Raw genomic sequence first — 16,017 nt, 5'->3', positions numbered from 1 at the left:
CGCTAGCCGCTATCAGTTTCATAGGAGCCAAACGCTCCGGGGTAAATTCATGAAAAAGCATTTTTTGCTACTCGTGGTGAGTGGTATCGCCTTGCCGTGCCTGGCGCAGAGCACAGCTGCATCCATCAACCTTCCCGAACGCAGTCGAGAGTTGGGCGTAGTCACCGTCAACGGTGGCCAGCCCAGTTCGCTGCCCACGCAGATTCCAACCACCATCGAGGGCATCACGCGCGAGGAAATCGAGACCCGCATCAACGCCACGGACAGCGAAGATGCTCTCAAGTACATGCCCAGTCTGCTGGTGCGCAAGCGCTATATCGGCGACTACAACCACGCCATCTTGTCCACACGCGCCTCGGGCACGGGCAATAGCGCACGCTCTGCCGTTTATGCGGATGGCATTCTGCTGTCCAACTATCTGGGCAATGGCATTGCCAATGGCAGCAACTACGCGCCGCGCTGGGGGCTGGTGACGCCCGAGGAAATCGAGCGTGTGGATGTGATGTACGGCCCGTTCTCTGCGGCCTACCCCGGCAACTCGGCCGGTGCGGTGGTTGACTATGTGACGCGCATGCCTGACAAGCTAGAAGCCCATGTGGCAGCGGGCTATTCGTCCCAGCCCAGCAGCGTTCTGGGCAGCAGCGGCCACTACAGCAGCTGGAACAGCAGTGCCTCCATCGGCAGCAGAAGCGGCCCCTGGTCGTTCTGGATCAATCTCAACCATACGGATAGCAACAGCCAGCCGCTGACCTTCCCGTTTGTGCTGCAGTCTGCAGGCGCCTCTGGCACAAAAGGTACCCCAGTCAGCGGGGCCATCTCTGGCCTGAACACTACGAACCAGCCCTGGTACCTCCTCGGTGCTGGCACGCAGTACCGCACACAGCAGGATCACGCCAAAATCAAGCTGGCCTATGACATCACGCCCACGCTACGCGCCAGCTACACACTGGGCTGGTGGCAGAACAGCGCCAAGGGCCGGTCGGAGAGCTATCTCAAAGGCCCAGACGGCCAGACCATTTACAGCGGCAATATCAATATCGACGGCAAAACCTACAAGCTAGCCGATACCGCGTTTGGCCAGAGCAACGACAGCCAGACGCACACCATGCATGGCGCATCGCTCAAAAGCCATACACAGGGCAACCTTGACTGGGAGCTCAGCGCCAGCCTGTATGACTACGGCAAGGACCAGCAACGCGTGCCCACCATTGCCCTGCCTGCCGCTGCCGCGGGCGGCGCAGGCACCTTGCAAGATCAAGACGGCACAGGCTGGAACACGCTGGCCGCCAAAGGCACCTGGCGCCCCGATGGTCTGCAAGGCACGCATATCGTGGACTTTGGCGCTGGCCGCGATGCCTACAAGCTGAACATCAGCAAATACGGTGTGCTGGGCGACTGGCAATCCGGTGCCGCCAATCCGCAGGCACTGGTCAGCCAGGTGGGCGGGCGCAGCGAGACCCGCTACCTCTGGGCGCAAGACAGCTGGAAGCTATCGCCCCAATGGAAAGCCGTGCTGGGCCTGCGCTGGGAAGACTGGACGGCCAGCGACGGCCACACCGCCACAGCCAGCAGCCAGCTGGGCAACGACAAGCGCAGCGAATCGCATTTTTCGCCCAAGGCCGCGCTGGCCTGGCAGGTGGCCAGCCACACCACGCTCAAGGCATCGCTGGGCCGATCTGTGCGCTTTCCCACTGTGGGCGAGCTGTATGGCGCGACTTCGGGTGGTGCGCTGTCATTTATCAACAACCCGAATCTTCGCCCTGAAAAATCTTGGACTAGCGAGCTATCTGCCGAACAGGATTTGGGCAATGGATTGCTGCGCGCCACGCTGTTTCACGAAAGCACACGCGATGCGCTTTACAGCCAGCTTATTCCCGGCACCACCACCTCTGCCGTGCAAAACGTGGACAAGGTGCGCACCACGGGGCTTGAGCTGGCGTATTCCGCCCAATCGGTATGGGTTCGCGGGCTGGATCTGGGCGCCAGCATGACTTTTGCAGATTCCAAAATCGTGGCCAATGCCGCCAACCCCGCCAGCGTGGGCAAATGGCAGCCCCGCGTGCCACGCTGGCGTGCCACGGCCTGGGCCACCTATCAGCCCACAGACCGCTGGGCACTGACGGTGGCTGCACGCTACAGCGGTCGCCAGTTCTCTAATCTGGACAACAGCGATGTCAATGCCAGCACCTATATGGGGGCCAGCAAATACTTCACTGTGGATCTGCGTGCACGCTATCAAATAGACAAACAGCTGTCGGCGGCCTTTGGCATAGACAACCTCAACAACTACCAGTACTGGAACTTTCACCCCTACCCGCAGCGGACCTACACGGCCTCGCTGCGCTGGGATCTTTAGACCCGCTAACACCACCCTTGATACGTCGTTGCTTCGTCGGGGGCGCCTAGCCTGGTCGTACTTTTCTGCCTGCGGCTTTGCCTGACGCGGCCCGGCGCCTCGTCTCAATCGCAAACCTTCGGTTTGCTGGGTGCTGTTACCGGCTCTTAAGCGGCTTGCAAACGGTGGGTCTTGCGCATGCTGAAAGTGCCAAGACCTGCCATCACCGCCAGCACCACACCCAGCGCACACGCGCCTTGCCAGCCATCCAGCCGCCAGGCCAGCGTACCCAGCGCCGAGCCTGCCGCTGCGCCCGTAAAGTAGCCCGTCATATAGACAGCATTCATGCGCCCACGCGCTGCGGGCAGCAGTTGCGCCACGGTGGCCTGATTGGTGATGTTCAGGCATTGCAGGCCCAGATCAATCACCACCATGCCCAGCACAAACCAGCCCAAGTGTGCGCCGCCCCACCACAGCATGGGCCAGGACAGCAGCAGGGCAAGCGCACCAATTGCGCAGCTGACACGGCCCAGTCCCTTGTCCACCAGCCGGCCCGCCTGCGTGGCCACCAGCGCACCGGCAGCGCCCGCCAGACCGATCAATCCAATCTGGCCATCATCCAGCCCCAACGGGCCCCTGGACAGCTGCAGCGCCATGGTGGAAAACAGCACGCTGACCGATGCAAACGCCAAAGCGCTCACCAGCGTGCGCTGGCGCAGGCCCGGCTGGCTGCGCAGCAACTGCCACATGCTGGCAAGCACCTGGGGATAACTCACAGGGCTGGGGTTGCGCGATGCAGGCAAGGCCTTCCACAGCCACAGCGCCACCACCGCCATCACCAGCGCCGCGCCCTGGTACACGGCCTGCCAGCCCCAGGTGTCTGACACCACACCGGCCACGCTGCGTGCCAGCAAAATGCCCAGCAGCAGCCCGCTCATCACCCAGCCCACGGCACGCCCGCTCTGCCCCGGTTGCGCCAGCGCCGCCGCCATAGGCACCAGCACCTGCGCCGCCACCGAGAACAGGCCCGCCATCAACGTGCCCAGCAAAAACAGGTTCAGATTGCCCGCCAGCCCGCACAGCGCCTGCCCCACAGCCGCCAGCAGCATCAGCGAGACGGCCAGCCCCCGGCGCTGCAGCTTGTCGCCCAGCGGCGCCAGCAGCAGCAAGCCGCAGGCATAGGCCACCTGCGCCAGCGTCACGCTGGTGGCGGCTGCGGACTCGGTCACCTCAAAATGCTGTGCGATGGAATGCAGCAGCGGCTGATTGAAATAATTGCCGCCCGCGCACAGGCCGCAGGCCAGCGCCATCAACACCAGAGAAGAAGCGCTCAGACCGGGCGCAGAAACAGAAGCCGACATAAAAACCCGCCACCACCTGACCGGTGTGACGCTGACAGAGAGGAAAAGCCGAAAAGCGCCCACCCGAGCGGGGGAGCGCATTCAAAAAGAGGGAGGGAAGGCCAGATACTGCGCAGCAGCCCGGCCCTGCTGAACATGAGCACACCTGTGCGCATAAAGCAGGTGCGGGGCCGTGAAAGCCAGCCCACCTGCTTGCTCGGCAGCAAGACTGACATTGTCGCGACTGCGCTTGGTCTACGATGCGCATCGTGCACAATGCCCTGCGAACACTCAAGGGTTAACCCTTAATCACCCATGCGAACCACCATGAAATTGCTCTCCGCCGTTTTGGCCGTTGCCGCCGCCACCGCAGGAACTCTGGCCTTTGTTGGCATGAGCCACGCTGAACAAATCGGCGCAGTGGATACCGTCTTCAAGTGGATTGGCCCTGACCACAAAATCGTGGTCGATGCCTATGACGACCCCAAGGTGCAAGGTGTGACCTGCTATGTCTCTCGCGCCAAGACGGGCGGCATCAAGGGCGGCCTGGGCCTGGCCGAAGATCGCAGCGAAGCCTCCATCGTCTGCCAGGCCACTGCGGCCATTCAGGTGACCGAGCCGCTCAAGCAGCAGGAAGAAGTGTTTACCGAGCGCACCTCGCTGCTCTTCAAACGCCTGCGCGTGGTGCGCATGGTGGACGCCAAGCGCAACGCGCTGGTCTATATGACGTACTCCGACCGCGTCATCGAAGGCTCGCCCCAGAACAGCGTGACTGCCGTGGCTGTGCCACATACAACGCCGATTCCGCTCAAAAAATAAGGGCGTGCTCAGCCCCTAGCTGTTTAGCCCCTGATCTGCCGAACAGGGGCCAGCAGCTTTTTTAGCTGAAAAGCAGCCCGCCTGCATCCAGCGCAGGCGGGCGCTGCAGGTCTTCATTCACGCCCATGGTCTGGCTGGCGCGCTCCACGGCCTGCCACAGCGGCGCGGGCATCTGCAAAATGGTTTCGGGGGAGTCAGCGCTGTCAATCCAGTGGCTGATCTGCGAATGCTGCTCTTGTGTCAGCAAGTCCAGGTGCAGCATTTCATCGATGGTTTTCATGGTGTCCTCCCAACAGATATCGCCCGGCGCTGCACGATGGTTGCCGGGCTTGTCTATGCAATATAGGGCCAAAAACTGCTGCCACAAGCGAAACCGTCATTGATAAAAACCATAGCTGACAGCGCCTATATCCAATGGACTATCGGGCGTTTTTATACCGAATCTTGCGGTGCACAGGCATGACAGGCGGATACAAATGCCTCCAGCGCAGGCGATCTGCGCTTGCCCGCACGCTGCACCAGCGAGAAATTGCGCCACATGCGCGGCAGCGTGGTGGGCAGAATCTCCAGCGCCTGCGTTTGCAGCAGCGACTGCACCAGCACCCGCGACAGGCAGCTGATGCCCAACCCCTGCTCCACACAGCGTGCAATCGCCTCTGAACTGCCCAGCGTGGCCGCCGCAGGCAACTGGTGCAGATGCGGCAGCAGGGCATGCTCCACCATCTCTCGTGTGCCCGAGCCTGCTTCGCGCAGCAGCCACTGGGCCTTGCGCAGCGCCTTCACATCCAGCGGCTTGCTGCGTGCCTGCTGCGCCAGCGCATGCTGGGGCGATGCGACGATCACCAGCTCATCGCGCAGCCACGGCTCCACCTCCAGCCCCTGCCAGTGGCTGCTGCCTTCAATCAGGCCCATGTCCACTTCCAGCGCCTGCACGGCCTCGCCCACTTCCTGCGTATTGGCAATCTGCAAATCCACCCGCACCAGTGGATGTGACTGCGCCAGCCGCGCCAGCACCTGGGGCAGCGCATAAGTGCCAATCGTGGTGCTGGCCGCCACGCGCAGGCGCACCGGCATATTCGTGGCCTTGGCGGAAAACGCCTGCTCAATGCACCGTGCCTGCTCCAGCATTGCCAGCGCCTGCGGCAGCAGGGCGCGCCCCGCATCGTTGAGGACCAAGCGCTTGCCCACGCGCTCAAACAGCGGCACGCCCAAGCCCGACTCCAGCTGCTGCAGCGCAGCACTGGTGGCAGACTGCGAAAGCGCTATCGCTTCTGCAGCAGCCACCGTAGTTCCTGACTGTGCTACAGCGCAAAAAATCTCAAACTGGCGCAAAGTCAGGTGCAGCATGGCTTATCGGTTTGACAGGTAGAAGAAGCAATCAAGGAACGTGTGAGCGAATATACGCGGTAACAAAACTCCAACAGCTGCTGCGCGGCTTCTCTCCTAAGATCTGCGGCCATGAGTGCCCTGCCGCCCCATAGCGCTGCTCCCGCTGAACCGTCCACCCCCTTCACCCTGCCCTCGCGCAGGCAGGCCCTGTGGTTCTGGCTGCGCATACGGCTGCTGACGGCCCAGCGCCTGGCGCAAGATGCCCTCTCGCCCCATGTGCGCCGCTGGCCCGCAGTGCCCGCCACGCAAAGCCCGCTGGCGCAGGCATCGGTGATTGCCGAGCTGCGCAGCCCGTTGTGGAGCGATGGGCGCAGCGATGAATTTGCGCTGGTGGCTGGCAAGGTGCACAACTTGCGCCAGGCCATTGCCGCCTTCGATGGGGTAGAGCTGCCTGCAGGCGCCATGCTCAGTTTCTGGCAGCAACTGAGCCGCATCAGCGCCCGCAAAGGCTTTGTGCTGGGCCGCGAAATTCGTGAAGGCTGCGTGGTGCCCACCATTGGCGGCGGCATCTGCCAGCTGAGCAATGCCCTGGCCACCGCCGCCACCCGCGCCGGGCTGACGCTGGTGGAGCGCCACGGCCACACTGCCCGCATTGAAGCAGCTGGCGTGCCCAGCAGCCAGGTCGATGCCACCGTGCTCTGGAAACATATAGACCTGCGCATTGCCACCGACCGCCCGTTGCGGCTGGAAGTGCAGATGGATGCCAGCCACCTCACGCTGCGGCTGCGCGCTCAGGCCCCAACCCTGATACCGCAATTCCCCATCCGCATTCACACCCGAGAGCGCTTAGCCAGCCAAGCCCCGGTGGTGCGCAGCTGCGTGACCTGCGATGAAACTAGCTGCTTTCGCCACCAACCCGATCTGGCGGGACTGGACAGCCAGCTGGGCAGCAGCGCCGCCCTGCTTGATGGGCTGACGCCCGAGCTGGCGCAATATCTGAAGCAGCACCCTCAGTTGCGCGACACCCTGCATTTGCCGCAGGCTGTGACGACTGGCCAGCGCCAGCAGGTGGCCCGCCATCTGGCTGCCAGCGACTGGACCTTGTCTGCCGAGACCTTTCCCGCCCGCATCGTCGCCCTGCGCCGCGCACTGTGGCTGCGCTGGAATGCCAAGTCTCAGGGGCGGCGGCAGGCCAGCGTGCTGGACGGCCAGCGCTGGCAGGCCCGCCATGCGCTGCGGCAGTTGCCCATCACTGCCACCACGCTGCTGGTCGATCAGGCCTATCTGCCTGAGCTATGGCGCAGCGGCCAGCTGGCGGGGCGCACTTTCAGCGTCTGGATGCCCGCCCTGCCCATGCAGGCCATCATTGCCCAGCTGGATGCTGCAGCGCAGCGCTGGCCCAACGAGCCCAGCCTGCGTGACTTTCGGCCTGATGCCGCGCTGGTGCAGGCCGAGTCGCACGCCTTGCAGCAGGCCCGCCAGATCATCACGCCCCACCATGCCGTGGCGCAGTGGGCACGCAGCCAGATTTCAGCGGAAGTGACAGAACTGGAATGGACACCCAAACCAGCCACAGCGCTTGATGGACAAGCGCAGACAGCTATCAAAACCATTGTGTTCCCGGCCAGCACCCTGGCCCGCAAAGGCTGGCGTGAGCTGTGCGCCGCTCTGGCGCAACTGCCGCAATTGCCCGCCCAGCCCCTGCAGCTGATCGTGCTGGGCACGGTGTTTGATACGCAGCATCTGCCGCCCCATGTGCAGCTACAGCGCATGGGCCACAGTGCCGACTGGATCAGCCAGGCCCAGGCCGTGGTGCTGCCCGCCCATGTGGAACACGCACCCCACGCGCTGCGCCGTGCGCTGGCCTGCGGCCTGCCGGTGATTACCACGCCGGCCTGCGGGCTGATGCCTCAGGCGGGGCTGACGCTGGTGCAGGAAGGTGATATCGCTGCACTTACACAGGCGCTGATTGCGCTGTGAAGCAGGCAGTCTTCTAGCAGGTTTCAAAGGAGATTCAGCCAGAATCTACCTGTTTTATCGATTGATCTTAGCCAAACTATTCGTTATACAAATATAACCAAGACATCTAAAGTCACCTCCAACGCTGCTAGCCACGCTTGGTGAGCATCTGGCAGCCGGAGGTCCCATGAACACAACAACACTCTCTGCCGCAGGCCAGCCCCAGAGCTGGATGCAAAAGGCGGGCGCCATGGTGCCCGGCCTGCTGCTGGCTGGCGTGATTGCCGCCGCAGCCACCTGGCTGGCCCAGTTTCCCGCTATCAAAAACAATGGCCTGAGCGCGCTGACGCTGGCCATTCTTATAGGCCTGGTCATTGGCAACACGGTCTATCCCTCCATTGCCAGCCAGTGCAGCAGTGGCATCGCCTTCACCAAAGCACGCCTGCTGCGCGCCGGTATCGTGCTCTACGGCCTGCGCCTGACGTTTCAGGACATTGGCCATGTCGGCATGGCCGGTGTGGTGATTGATGCACTGGTGCTGTCCAGCACCTTCCTGCTGGCGCAGTGGATTGGCCAGAAGCTGCTGGGCATGGACAAGCGCACCACGCTGCTGGTGGGCGCAGGCTCCTCCATCTGTGGCGCGGCCGCCGTGCTGGCCACCGAGCCTGTGGCCAAGGGCCGCGCCGAAGATGTGGCGGTGGCCGTGGCCACGGTGGTGGTGTTTGGCACTGTTGGCACTTTCCTCTACCCCGCGCTGTTTCACTGGAATGCCGAGTACGGCTGGCTCAACGTCAGCGCGCAGCAATACGGTGTCTTTGTCGGCTCCACCATTCACGAAGTGGCCCAGGTCGTGGCCGCTGGCGAAGCCATTGGCAGCCAGGCTGCCGATACGGCCGTGATCGCCAAGATGGTGCGCGTGATGATGCTGGCCCCCTTCCTGCTGGTGCTGTCCATGTGGCTGTCGCGCAGCGATCGCAAGAGCGGTGTGAGCGACGGTCAGGCGGGCGGCAAGATCACCATCCCCTGGTTTGCACTGGGCTTTGTGCTGATGGCTGGCTTTAACTCTCTGGACCTGCTGCCCAAGGAAGTCGTCAACGCAGGCATTCAGCTGGACAACGCGCTACTTGCACTGGCCATGGCCGCCCTGGGCCTGACCACCCATATCCGCGCCGTGCGGGCTGCGGGCACCAAGCCGCTGATTCTGGCACTGGCCCTGTTCGTCTGGCTGCTGGTTGCCGGTCTGGCTTTGAATCTGTGGATTCCCACGCTGTTTTGATAGCAGCCTGCGCTTGATGTAGCTGGATAGCTCAATAAAAACAGGCTAAAAGCCTTTGAAGGAGAGCGCAATGCGCTCTCTTTTTTTATGCGCCTGACCAATCAAGGGAATACCCTATATATCAATGCAGATTCAATTAGCTTGAATTGCAAATTAATTAGGTAAGAACCAAAATGGAGGGCTATGTCTTTTGTCGATGCCCCCTCCCGTGACCGCCTGGGTTTTCTCATGGTCACCCTCACCCGCCAATGGCGCCGCTTTGTGGAAGAGCAGCTGGCCGTCAGCGGCCTGACCGATGCCACCTGGACGCCGCTTTTGCACCTGCGCGCCTGGGGTGATGGGGTCACGCAGAAGGAACTGGCCGAGCGCGTGGGCCTGGACGGATCGAGCCTGGTGCGCCTGCTGGACATTCTGGAAGGCAAGGGCTGGGTAGAGCGCTGTGCCGACCCGGCAGACCGCCGCAGCAAGCGCATCTTTCTGACCGAGGAAGGCAATACCGCCGTGGACAGCATCCGCGCCACCATGCTGCAGGCTGAGCTGAGCATGCTGCAGGACCTGGATGACGCCGAGGTTGAAGCCATGCTGGGCGGCGTGCAGAAAATTCGCAGCCGCATCGACCAGATGCACGCCCAGCGCTACACCCAGTCCCACACTGAAGCCGAGGTACGCGCATGAGCATTGCTGCCTACGATCGCTTTCTGGAACGCGCGGCCCAATGGGGTTTTGACAGCGCCCGCCTGCGCCAGCATCTGCGCACCGCCTTTGCCGCCTGTATCGCCGTGTTTGCGGCCTGGGCGCTGGGGCTGGAGCACCCGCAATGGGCGGGCATGACGGTATGGGCCGCATCCCAGCCGCTGCGTGGCCAGTTGCTGGAGAAAAGTTTTTACCGCACCACGGGCACCATCATCGGCACCGCCGCCGGTGTGGCGCTGGTGCTGGTGGCCAATGGCAATCTGCTCTGGCTGGTCACCGGTCTGGCCGTGTGGATGGGTATTTGCGCAGGCCTTGGCAATCTGCAGCGCAGCTTTGCCAGCTACGGCACCATGCTGGCCGGTTATTCGGCCTCCATGGTCGCGCTGCTGGACAGCGGCAACCCCGCCCATGTCTATGAGCTGGGCTGGGACCGCCTCTTTACCGCGCTGACCGGCGTGGCTGCGGCCTTGATCGTGGGCTGGCTGTTCACCCCCGTGGGCGCAGAAATTCCCGGCAATGACAAGGTGCGCCGCCTGTGCGCCCGCCTGCTGCGCGATATTGCCGCCGCATCGCAAGCCGCCGCGCGTGGGCAAAGCGTGCTCAGCCCCAAGGATCTGGCCGAACGTCTGGCCGTCATGGCCGCCATTGAAGAAGGGCTGGACCCGCACGCCGCAGGCTCGCAGCGCTCGCGCCGCTCCGTGCGGGCACTGCGCCGCCTGATCAACACGCAGATTTCCGCCCTGCTGTGGCTGCGTGACAGCACCGGCAAGACGCTGACCGCAGAGTTCACCCCCGAACATGCGCAAACCATGAACAAGGCGCTGGAGCATGCCGCCAAGCTGCTGGAAACCCAGCCCCTGCCACTGGCCGCCATCGAATCCATTGCCACGGCCAGACAGGCCGCAGCGGGCTGGGGCCATGCCGAAGAGATTCTGACCAACCTGGGCCTAGCCCTGCAGGCCCACTTTGTGGCTGCCAGCGACCTGCCCCTGCCCGAGCATCACCGCGCACGCCAGTTGCCCGTGGTGCTGCACAGCGACTGGGTGGGCGCCCGCCGCGCCATGCTGCGCGCCTTCAGCGCCATCTTTCTGGTGGGCCTGATCTGGGTGGTGACCGGCTGGCATGGCGGCGCCTATATGCTGCTGGGCCTGTCGGTGATGATTACGGTGTTTTCCTCGTTCGAGAACCCGGTCTTCACCATGCGCTTTGTCACCATGGGTCAGGCCATGGGTGCGGGCGTGGCACTGGCCTGCCAGTGGTTTGCCTGGCCGTTTGCCACCAGCCAGTTGCAGATGGTGCTGATGATGCTGCCCTTTATCTTCATCGGCGCACTGCTCTTCAGCCACCGCCGCACCATGCTGGCGGGCTATGACTGCAATATGGTCATTTTGCTGGCGCTGTGGCCGCACTTTCCGTACCAGCTGGATGTGGGCCACTCGCTGTCCATGGCGTTTGCCATCGTCACCGGGCCGCTGGCCGGCTGGCTGGCCTATCGCTTTATCCTGCCCGTGACGGCTCAGGGCCGCCTTGACGGCCTGCGCGCCATGATGGTTCATGAAATTCAGGACATGGCTGCCGCCCCGCAACACGCCCGCGAAGTGCGTGTCTGGCGCGCACGTCTTTATCACCGCCTGCTGCGCCTGATTCGCGCCTCGGAAAAAGTCAGTGCCTCCAGCGCCCAGGAAGCGGCCGACTGCGGCCTGGCTGCCCTGCGCGTAGGCAAAGCCGTGCTGATCTTGCACACCCTTGAGGGTGATGTCCTTATGAGCGAAAGCACCTTGCGCAGCGTGCGCAGCGCGCTACAAAGATTGCAGCACCTGCCCAATTCACCCACCAAAGCCCTGCCCCTGCTACAAGGCGTGGCCGAGCGCATCCAACTGCGCCAGCCAGAAAATGCGCTGCAACTGCAACTGGCAGCCCAGGACATTGCCGAGCACAAGAAATTCTTTGCAACCACCGCAAAAATTGCCTGACACCCAACAGCAATCACCATAGAAAAAGCCGCTGCCAAAACAGCGGCTTTTTCATTCACAACACGCCAAAAAACTGGCGCCCTCCAACAAAGAGACGCCAAGCAAGTCCTAGGCGGCCCCGCCGCCTCGCGGCGATGGCGTCGTCCCCCTTCCGCGAAGCGAGAAAGGGGGAAGGCGCGAAGCGCCTCAGGGGGTTAAACACACGTTATAGCTACAGCCTTAGAAACCAGATACGCCTCCAGCGCCTCAGGCCCACCTTCGGAGCCATAGCCCGAATCCTTGATACCGCCAAATGGCAGCTCGGCCGAGGGCAATGCGGGCTGGTTGATCCACAGCATGCCGGCTTCCACATCCTGCGACAGCTGGTGCGCAGTCTTGAGCGAGCGCGTGAACGCATAGGCCGCCAAGCCATAAGACAGGCGGTTGGCCTCCTGAATCGCATCTTCAATCTTGTCGAAACCGCGAATGGCCGCCACGGGGCCAAAAGGCTCCTGATTGAAGATGTCGGCGGTCAGGGGCACATCGGCCAGCACGGTGGGGGCGAAGAAGTTGCCTGCGTCGCCAATGGCCTTGCCGCCGGTCAGCAGTTGGGCACCGCTTTGCTCGGCGTTGGCAATCAACTGCGTCAGCGCGGTCACGCGGCGTGGGTTGGCCAGCGGGCCCATCTGCACGCCTTTTTCCAGACCGTTGCCGACGTTGAGTCCTTCGGCATGCGCCACCATGGCGCGGGTAAATTCCTCACGCACGCTGTTGTGCACCAGAAAGCGCGTGGGCGAGATGCAGACCTGCCCCGCATTGCGGAACTTGGCAGCACCCGCAGCCTTCACGGCCAGCGCCACATCAGCGTCTTCAGCCACGATCACGGGGGCGTGGCCACCCAGCTCCATGGTGCAGCGTTTCATGTGCTGACCGGCCAGTGCCGCCAGTTGCTTGCCCACAGCGGTCGAACCCGTAAAGGTCACTTTGCGAATGACCGGGTGGGCAATCAGATACTCGGAAATCTGCGCGGGGTTGCCATAGACCAGACCCACCACACCGGCGGGAATGCCTGCGTCCACAAAGCACTTGAGCAGTGCGGCGGGCGAAGCCGGTGTTTCCTCAGGAGCCTTGCACAGGAAAGAGCAGCCCGAAGCCAGCGCCGCGCCAATCTTGCGCACGATCTGATTGACGGGGAAGTTCCAGGGGGTGAACGCCGCCACAGGGCCCACAGGGTCCTTGATGACCAGTTGCTGCTGCTCGGGCTTGCGCGAGGGCACGATGCGGCCATAGACGCGCAAGGCCTCCTCGGCAAACCATTCGATGATGCCTGCGCCCGCCACGATCTCGACCTTGGCTTCACCCAGCGGCTTGCCCTGCTCCTGCGTCAGCAGCGCGGCAATTTCATCGGCGCGCTCTTTCAGCAGGCTGGCCGCCTTGCGCATGATGGCACCGCGCTCGTGGGCCGACATCTTGCGCCAGACCTGAAAGCCTTTGTCTGCAGCGGCCAGCGCACGGTCCAGATCGGGAATATCGGCGTGGGCCACATGGCCGATCACCTCGCCCGTGGCCGGGTTGCGCACCTCAATTTTCTTGCCGCTGGCAGCGTCCTGCCACTGACCGTCGATCAAAAGCTGGGTATCAGGATATGCAGAGCTCATCGCATGTCTCATCTGTGCCGACCCTCATCCCCCTGCAGATGCGCAAGGCCGGGCGTGGTGAATGACCAGGGATTGAAAAAATTCTAGCCACTCATGCTAACTTGCTATGACAAGTATGGGACGCTTCCAAGGCAGAGTTAACCCTTGAAGGCCAGATATCTGGCCACTTTAATTCAGCTTGGGATCAGGAAACGGCAGCTTGTCCTGCGACACACTGGGCTGCACTTTCCAGCGCTTGCCCTGTTTGTAGAAATCCATCTGGTTCTCGCTGATCCCCGCTCCCAGCGTCACCGCTACCGTGCAAGCCACTTGTCCGGGGTGCGTAGCCTCAACCGCCGCAATGCAGGTGCCCAGTTTGACCTTGGAAGGTCTGGGCATACCCGTTCCAGAGAACATTTCGACAATGGCATCCGTCGCCTCGGGAATGCTGGGCAACACCAGACTCTGGGCTTGCGCCGCAACCATCGACCCCAGCAGCGCCGCAGCAGCCACACCACGCAACAAACCATGCTTCATGCATCACTCCATCCGTAAAGAGATGCGGGCCAGCTTAGCGGCAGAGGTCTTTCACTGTCTGTATCACTATGTGCAGATATCCAGCCACCGGGCATCACCAGATCAGCAACCGCCCTTTGGGGTATTTGCCGCCTTCCCAGCCGCAAGGCATATGCCCTGCCGCATAGACCTTGAGCAACACGTGAAAAAACTGCGGCAAGCCGCGCTGCTGGCGGTAAGCATGCTCCATGCACAGCGCCAGCACATCCCACTGCACGCTGTGCAGAAAGTTGGCATCCAACCCATGCTGCTGCGCATAGGGTTGCCAGAATTTTTCAGCCAGCGGCTGCGCCACTTCTGCCTTGGCCTGCCTTGTGATGATGTTCCATTGCTGGTAGGCATCGCGTGCCTGCACGGCCAGAAAGCCAGTCAACTCATTGCGCGCCTCCAGCGTCGCGTCCTCCCATTGCGAGGAGCCCCATTGGCGCATGGCTTTCTTCAAAGTGGCAACCGGAACGGCTTCAAACGGCAGACTTGAAAGCAGTGCATCGGGCAAGCTCTGTCCACAGCGCGAGAACCAGGCAATGGCATGCAACGACTGCACAAACTCCGAATCAAAGTGCGGCCCGCTATTCATCGTCATCCCATGATGGCAAAGGGCAGTCCTGCTCTACCCACTGCGCCAGATGCGGTGACAGCAGCTCACGACAGTCTTCAAAGAAGGCGCCCATGCCGCAGATCCAGACGGCACCCTGGCCGTCCACCAGAATGCCTTGGCCGCCGCTATCGTCGCCAATCATCAAATGATCTGGCAGATACTGCGCCACCTCATAGGTCTGGCTGCGCTCGGCAATCTGCTCGGGTGCATAGATCATCAGCCCATCATCGCGCGGCTCGCCCGTCTGGCATGCGGCAAATGCGGGCACGCTGGAGACATCAAACATCATGCAAAGCTCCGCCATGAAAACTGCATGGTAAACCGCCGACTCAGCGCCCCTGTCGCCCGCGCTGCCAGGCCCAATCTACTGCTGCACCCAGTGCAATGCCCACCACATAGGCCAGCAAATCCAGCGGATCAAAGCCATTACCCAGCACCAGATACGCCAGCTTGTTGGCGCGCAGCGCCTGCATCCATGGGGCTTGGTAGAGCTGCAGAAACTCAATGGCAAAGGCGATCAGCAGCGACCACCCGATCAACTTGGTTCGCGTGATGGCGGGCCGCACCCAGGCCACGCACAGCAGCACCACCCAAGCCCAGAGTGCATCACCGGGGTAGTTGCCAAGCGCTTCAGGGAATGGGAAATAGCCTCGGCGGGAGGCAAGGCCGAGGGCGATGATGACGAAAGAGAGGAGAGCAAGCCCGAGGCGGGAGCGGAAAATAATCCAAGACTTCACTGCAAATATACGTGCGTCACGCCTTAATCAGAAATAAATTCTCTAAGCTTCTTTTGATAATCTTCAAGCCTTTTTTGTGATGCTTTAATTCCATTCGAATATTTATTCATATCTCCGGCCATTTCACCCCATTGCTTGAGCGTCTCGATTCTCTGCTCTTCTTGAGAAATAACAACTGAAAGTGCATTCACTTTTGCAGCAGCTGCTTGAGACGTCAAACTCATCTCAATTAATTTAATCGCATTGGCTTGTTGAAGCAAACTGATTTTGACATTTTCAGCTGTAGTGCTTTGCTGTTCTAAAGCCGCCAGCGTTGCCTTTTCAAAGTCCATACTCTGCTTCTGCTGAAGAAGCATTGAATATATTGCTAATGCCAGAGCCAGTCCCGAAAAAAGTGCAGAAACCGCACCAAAACTTCCCCCAAAATTATTTGCCTCTTGCAAGTCCTTGGCAAAAAACAAAACCATAATGGCGGAAACAACCCACAAAACAACAAATAATGTAATGAGTGATTTTAGATTCAGTTTCATATCTACCTTCCGTTTTTATATTTTTATTATCATTGCAAAATAGCTAGGGTCTGTTGAGAATTGAGCGGGGTCGCGAAGGATTCTGGCCGCTAGCCAATCCAGGCGCGTGACGCCGTGCGGATGCCCACCCGCACAAGAAGCGCAACAACGAGTGGCGGGCGGCCAGATTCCTTCCCTTCGGGTTGCAGCGACAGGAGGCCGTCTGCGTTGTTGCATGCCCTCGCAAGGCATGAGCA

The 16,017-nt window shown here is 61.6% G+C and carries 15 protein-coding genes; 6 read left to right on the top strand and 9 right to left on the bottom strand.

Annotation, left to right across the window (positions count from 1 at the left end; translation table 11 throughout):
• Window positions 1-49 precede the first annotated feature (49 nt).
• The gene (locus tag JDW18_RS03360; protein WP_218242339.1) at window positions 50-2,356 is read left to right on the top strand and encodes a TonB-dependent receptor; all 2,307 of its coding nucleotides are present in this window, start codon (window positions 50-52) and stop codon (window positions 2,354-2,356) included.
• Window positions 2,357-2,502: 146 nt separating this feature from the next.
• Here the strand turns inward: JDW18_RS03360 and JDW18_RS03355 are convergent, their stop codons facing one another.
• On the bottom strand, window positions 2,503-3,696 hold the full coding sequence (locus tag JDW18_RS03355) for an MFS transporter (protein ID WP_218242338.1): 1,194 nt from the start codon (window positions 3,694-3,696) through the stop codon (window positions 2,503-2,505).
• A 294-nt stretch (window positions 3,697-3,990) separates the two neighbouring features.
• Between JDW18_RS03355 and JDW18_RS03350 the strand changes: the two genes are divergently transcribed.
• On the top strand, window positions 3,991-4,494 hold the full coding sequence (locus JDW18_RS03350) for a CreA family protein (RefSeq protein WP_218242337.1): 504 nt from the start codon (window positions 3,991-3,993) through the stop codon (window positions 4,492-4,494).
• Window positions 4,495-4,555: 61 nt separating this feature from the next.
• Here the strand turns inward: JDW18_RS03350 and JDW18_RS03345 are convergent, their stop codons facing one another.
• Complete coding sequence (locus JDW18_RS03345) at window positions 4,556-4,774, bottom strand: hypothetical protein (RefSeq protein ID WP_218242336.1); 219 nt, start codon at window positions 4,772-4,774, stop codon at window positions 4,556-4,558.
• A gap of 152 nt (window positions 4,775-4,926) precedes the next feature.
• Window positions 4,927-5,841 (bottom strand): LysR family transcriptional regulator, encoded by a 915-nt coding sequence (locus tag JDW18_RS03340; protein WP_218242335.1) that lies wholly within the window; start codon window positions 5,839-5,841, stop codon window positions 4,927-4,929.
• A gap of 111 nt (window positions 5,842-5,952) precedes the next feature.
• Here JDW18_RS03340 and JDW18_RS03335 point away from each other — a divergent pair, with 111 nt between their 5' ends.
• From JDW18_RS03335 to JDW18_RS03320, 4 genes are all read left to right on the top strand, one after another.
• Window positions 5,953-7,803 carry a VanW family protein gene (locus JDW18_RS03335; RefSeq protein ID WP_218242334.1) on the top strand — a complete coding sequence of 617 codons (1,851 nt, stop codon included), beginning with the start codon at window positions 5,953-5,955 and terminating at the stop codon, window positions 7,801-7,803.
• A 166-nt stretch (window positions 7,804-7,969) separates the two neighbouring features.
• Window positions 7,970-9,058, top strand: coding sequence for a YeiH family protein (locus tag JDW18_RS03330; RefSeq protein ID WP_218242333.1), 1,089 nt, complete (start codon window positions 7,970-7,972; stop codon window positions 9,056-9,058).
• Between the two features lie 183 nt (window positions 9,059-9,241).
• Window positions 9,242-9,733, top strand: coding sequence for a MarR family winged helix-turn-helix transcriptional regulator (locus JDW18_RS03325; RefSeq protein WP_218242332.1), 492 nt, complete (start codon window positions 9,242-9,244; stop codon window positions 9,731-9,733).
• Window positions 9,730-11,724 carry an FUSC family protein gene (locus JDW18_RS03320; RefSeq protein WP_218242331.1) on the top strand — a complete coding sequence of 665 codons (1,995 nt, stop codon included), beginning with the start codon at window positions 9,730-9,732 and terminating at the stop codon, window positions 11,722-11,724. The genes JDW18_RS03325 and JDW18_RS03320 overlap by 4 nt, the downstream gene beginning before the upstream one ends.
• A 194-nt stretch (window positions 11,725-11,918) precedes the next feature.
• Here the strand turns inward: JDW18_RS03320 and JDW18_RS03315 are convergent, their stop codons facing one another.
• From JDW18_RS03315 to JDW18_RS03290, 6 genes are all read right to left on the bottom strand, one after another.
• Complete coding sequence (locus JDW18_RS03315; RefSeq protein ID WP_218242330.1) at window positions 11,919-13,361, bottom strand: NAD-dependent succinate-semialdehyde dehydrogenase; 1,443 nt, start codon at window positions 13,359-13,361, stop codon at window positions 11,919-11,921.
• 168 nt (window positions 13,362-13,529) lie between these two features.
• The gene (locus tag JDW18_RS03310; RefSeq protein ID WP_218242329.1) at window positions 13,530-13,877 is read right to left on the bottom strand and encodes a hypothetical protein; all 348 of its coding nucleotides are present in this window, start codon (window positions 13,875-13,877) and stop codon (window positions 13,530-13,532) included.
• Window positions 13,878-13,971: 94 nt separating this feature from the next.
• The gene (locus JDW18_RS03305; protein WP_218242328.1) at window positions 13,972-14,499 is read right to left on the bottom strand and encodes a hypothetical protein; all 528 of its coding nucleotides are present in this window, start codon (window positions 14,497-14,499) and stop codon (window positions 13,972-13,974) included.
• On the bottom strand, window positions 14,486-14,803 hold the full coding sequence (locus JDW18_RS03300; protein WP_218242327.1) for a hypothetical protein: 318 nt from the start codon (window positions 14,801-14,803) through the stop codon (window positions 14,486-14,488). Before JDW18_RS03300 ends, JDW18_RS03305 begins: the two co-directional genes overlap by 14 nt.
• A 40-nt stretch (window positions 14,804-14,843) precedes the next feature.
• Entirely contained in the window at window positions 14,844-15,251 is a 408-nt protein-coding gene (locus tag JDW18_RS03295) for a ribosomal maturation YjgA family protein (protein ID WP_246610250.1), read from the bottom strand.
• A 23-nt stretch (window positions 15,252-15,274) separates the two neighbouring features.
• On the bottom strand, window positions 15,275-15,781 hold the full coding sequence (locus JDW18_RS03290; RefSeq protein ID WP_218242326.1) for a hypothetical protein: 507 nt from the start codon (window positions 15,779-15,781) through the stop codon (window positions 15,275-15,277).
• Window positions 15,782-16,017: the final 236 nt, after the last annotated feature.

Source organism: Comamonas fluminis (assembly GCF_019186805.1).
GTDB lineage: Bacteria > Pseudomonadota > Gammaproteobacteria > Burkholderiales > Burkholderiaceae_C > Comamonas > Comamonas fluminis.
This window is presented reverse-complemented; position numbering and strand designations above follow the sequence as displayed.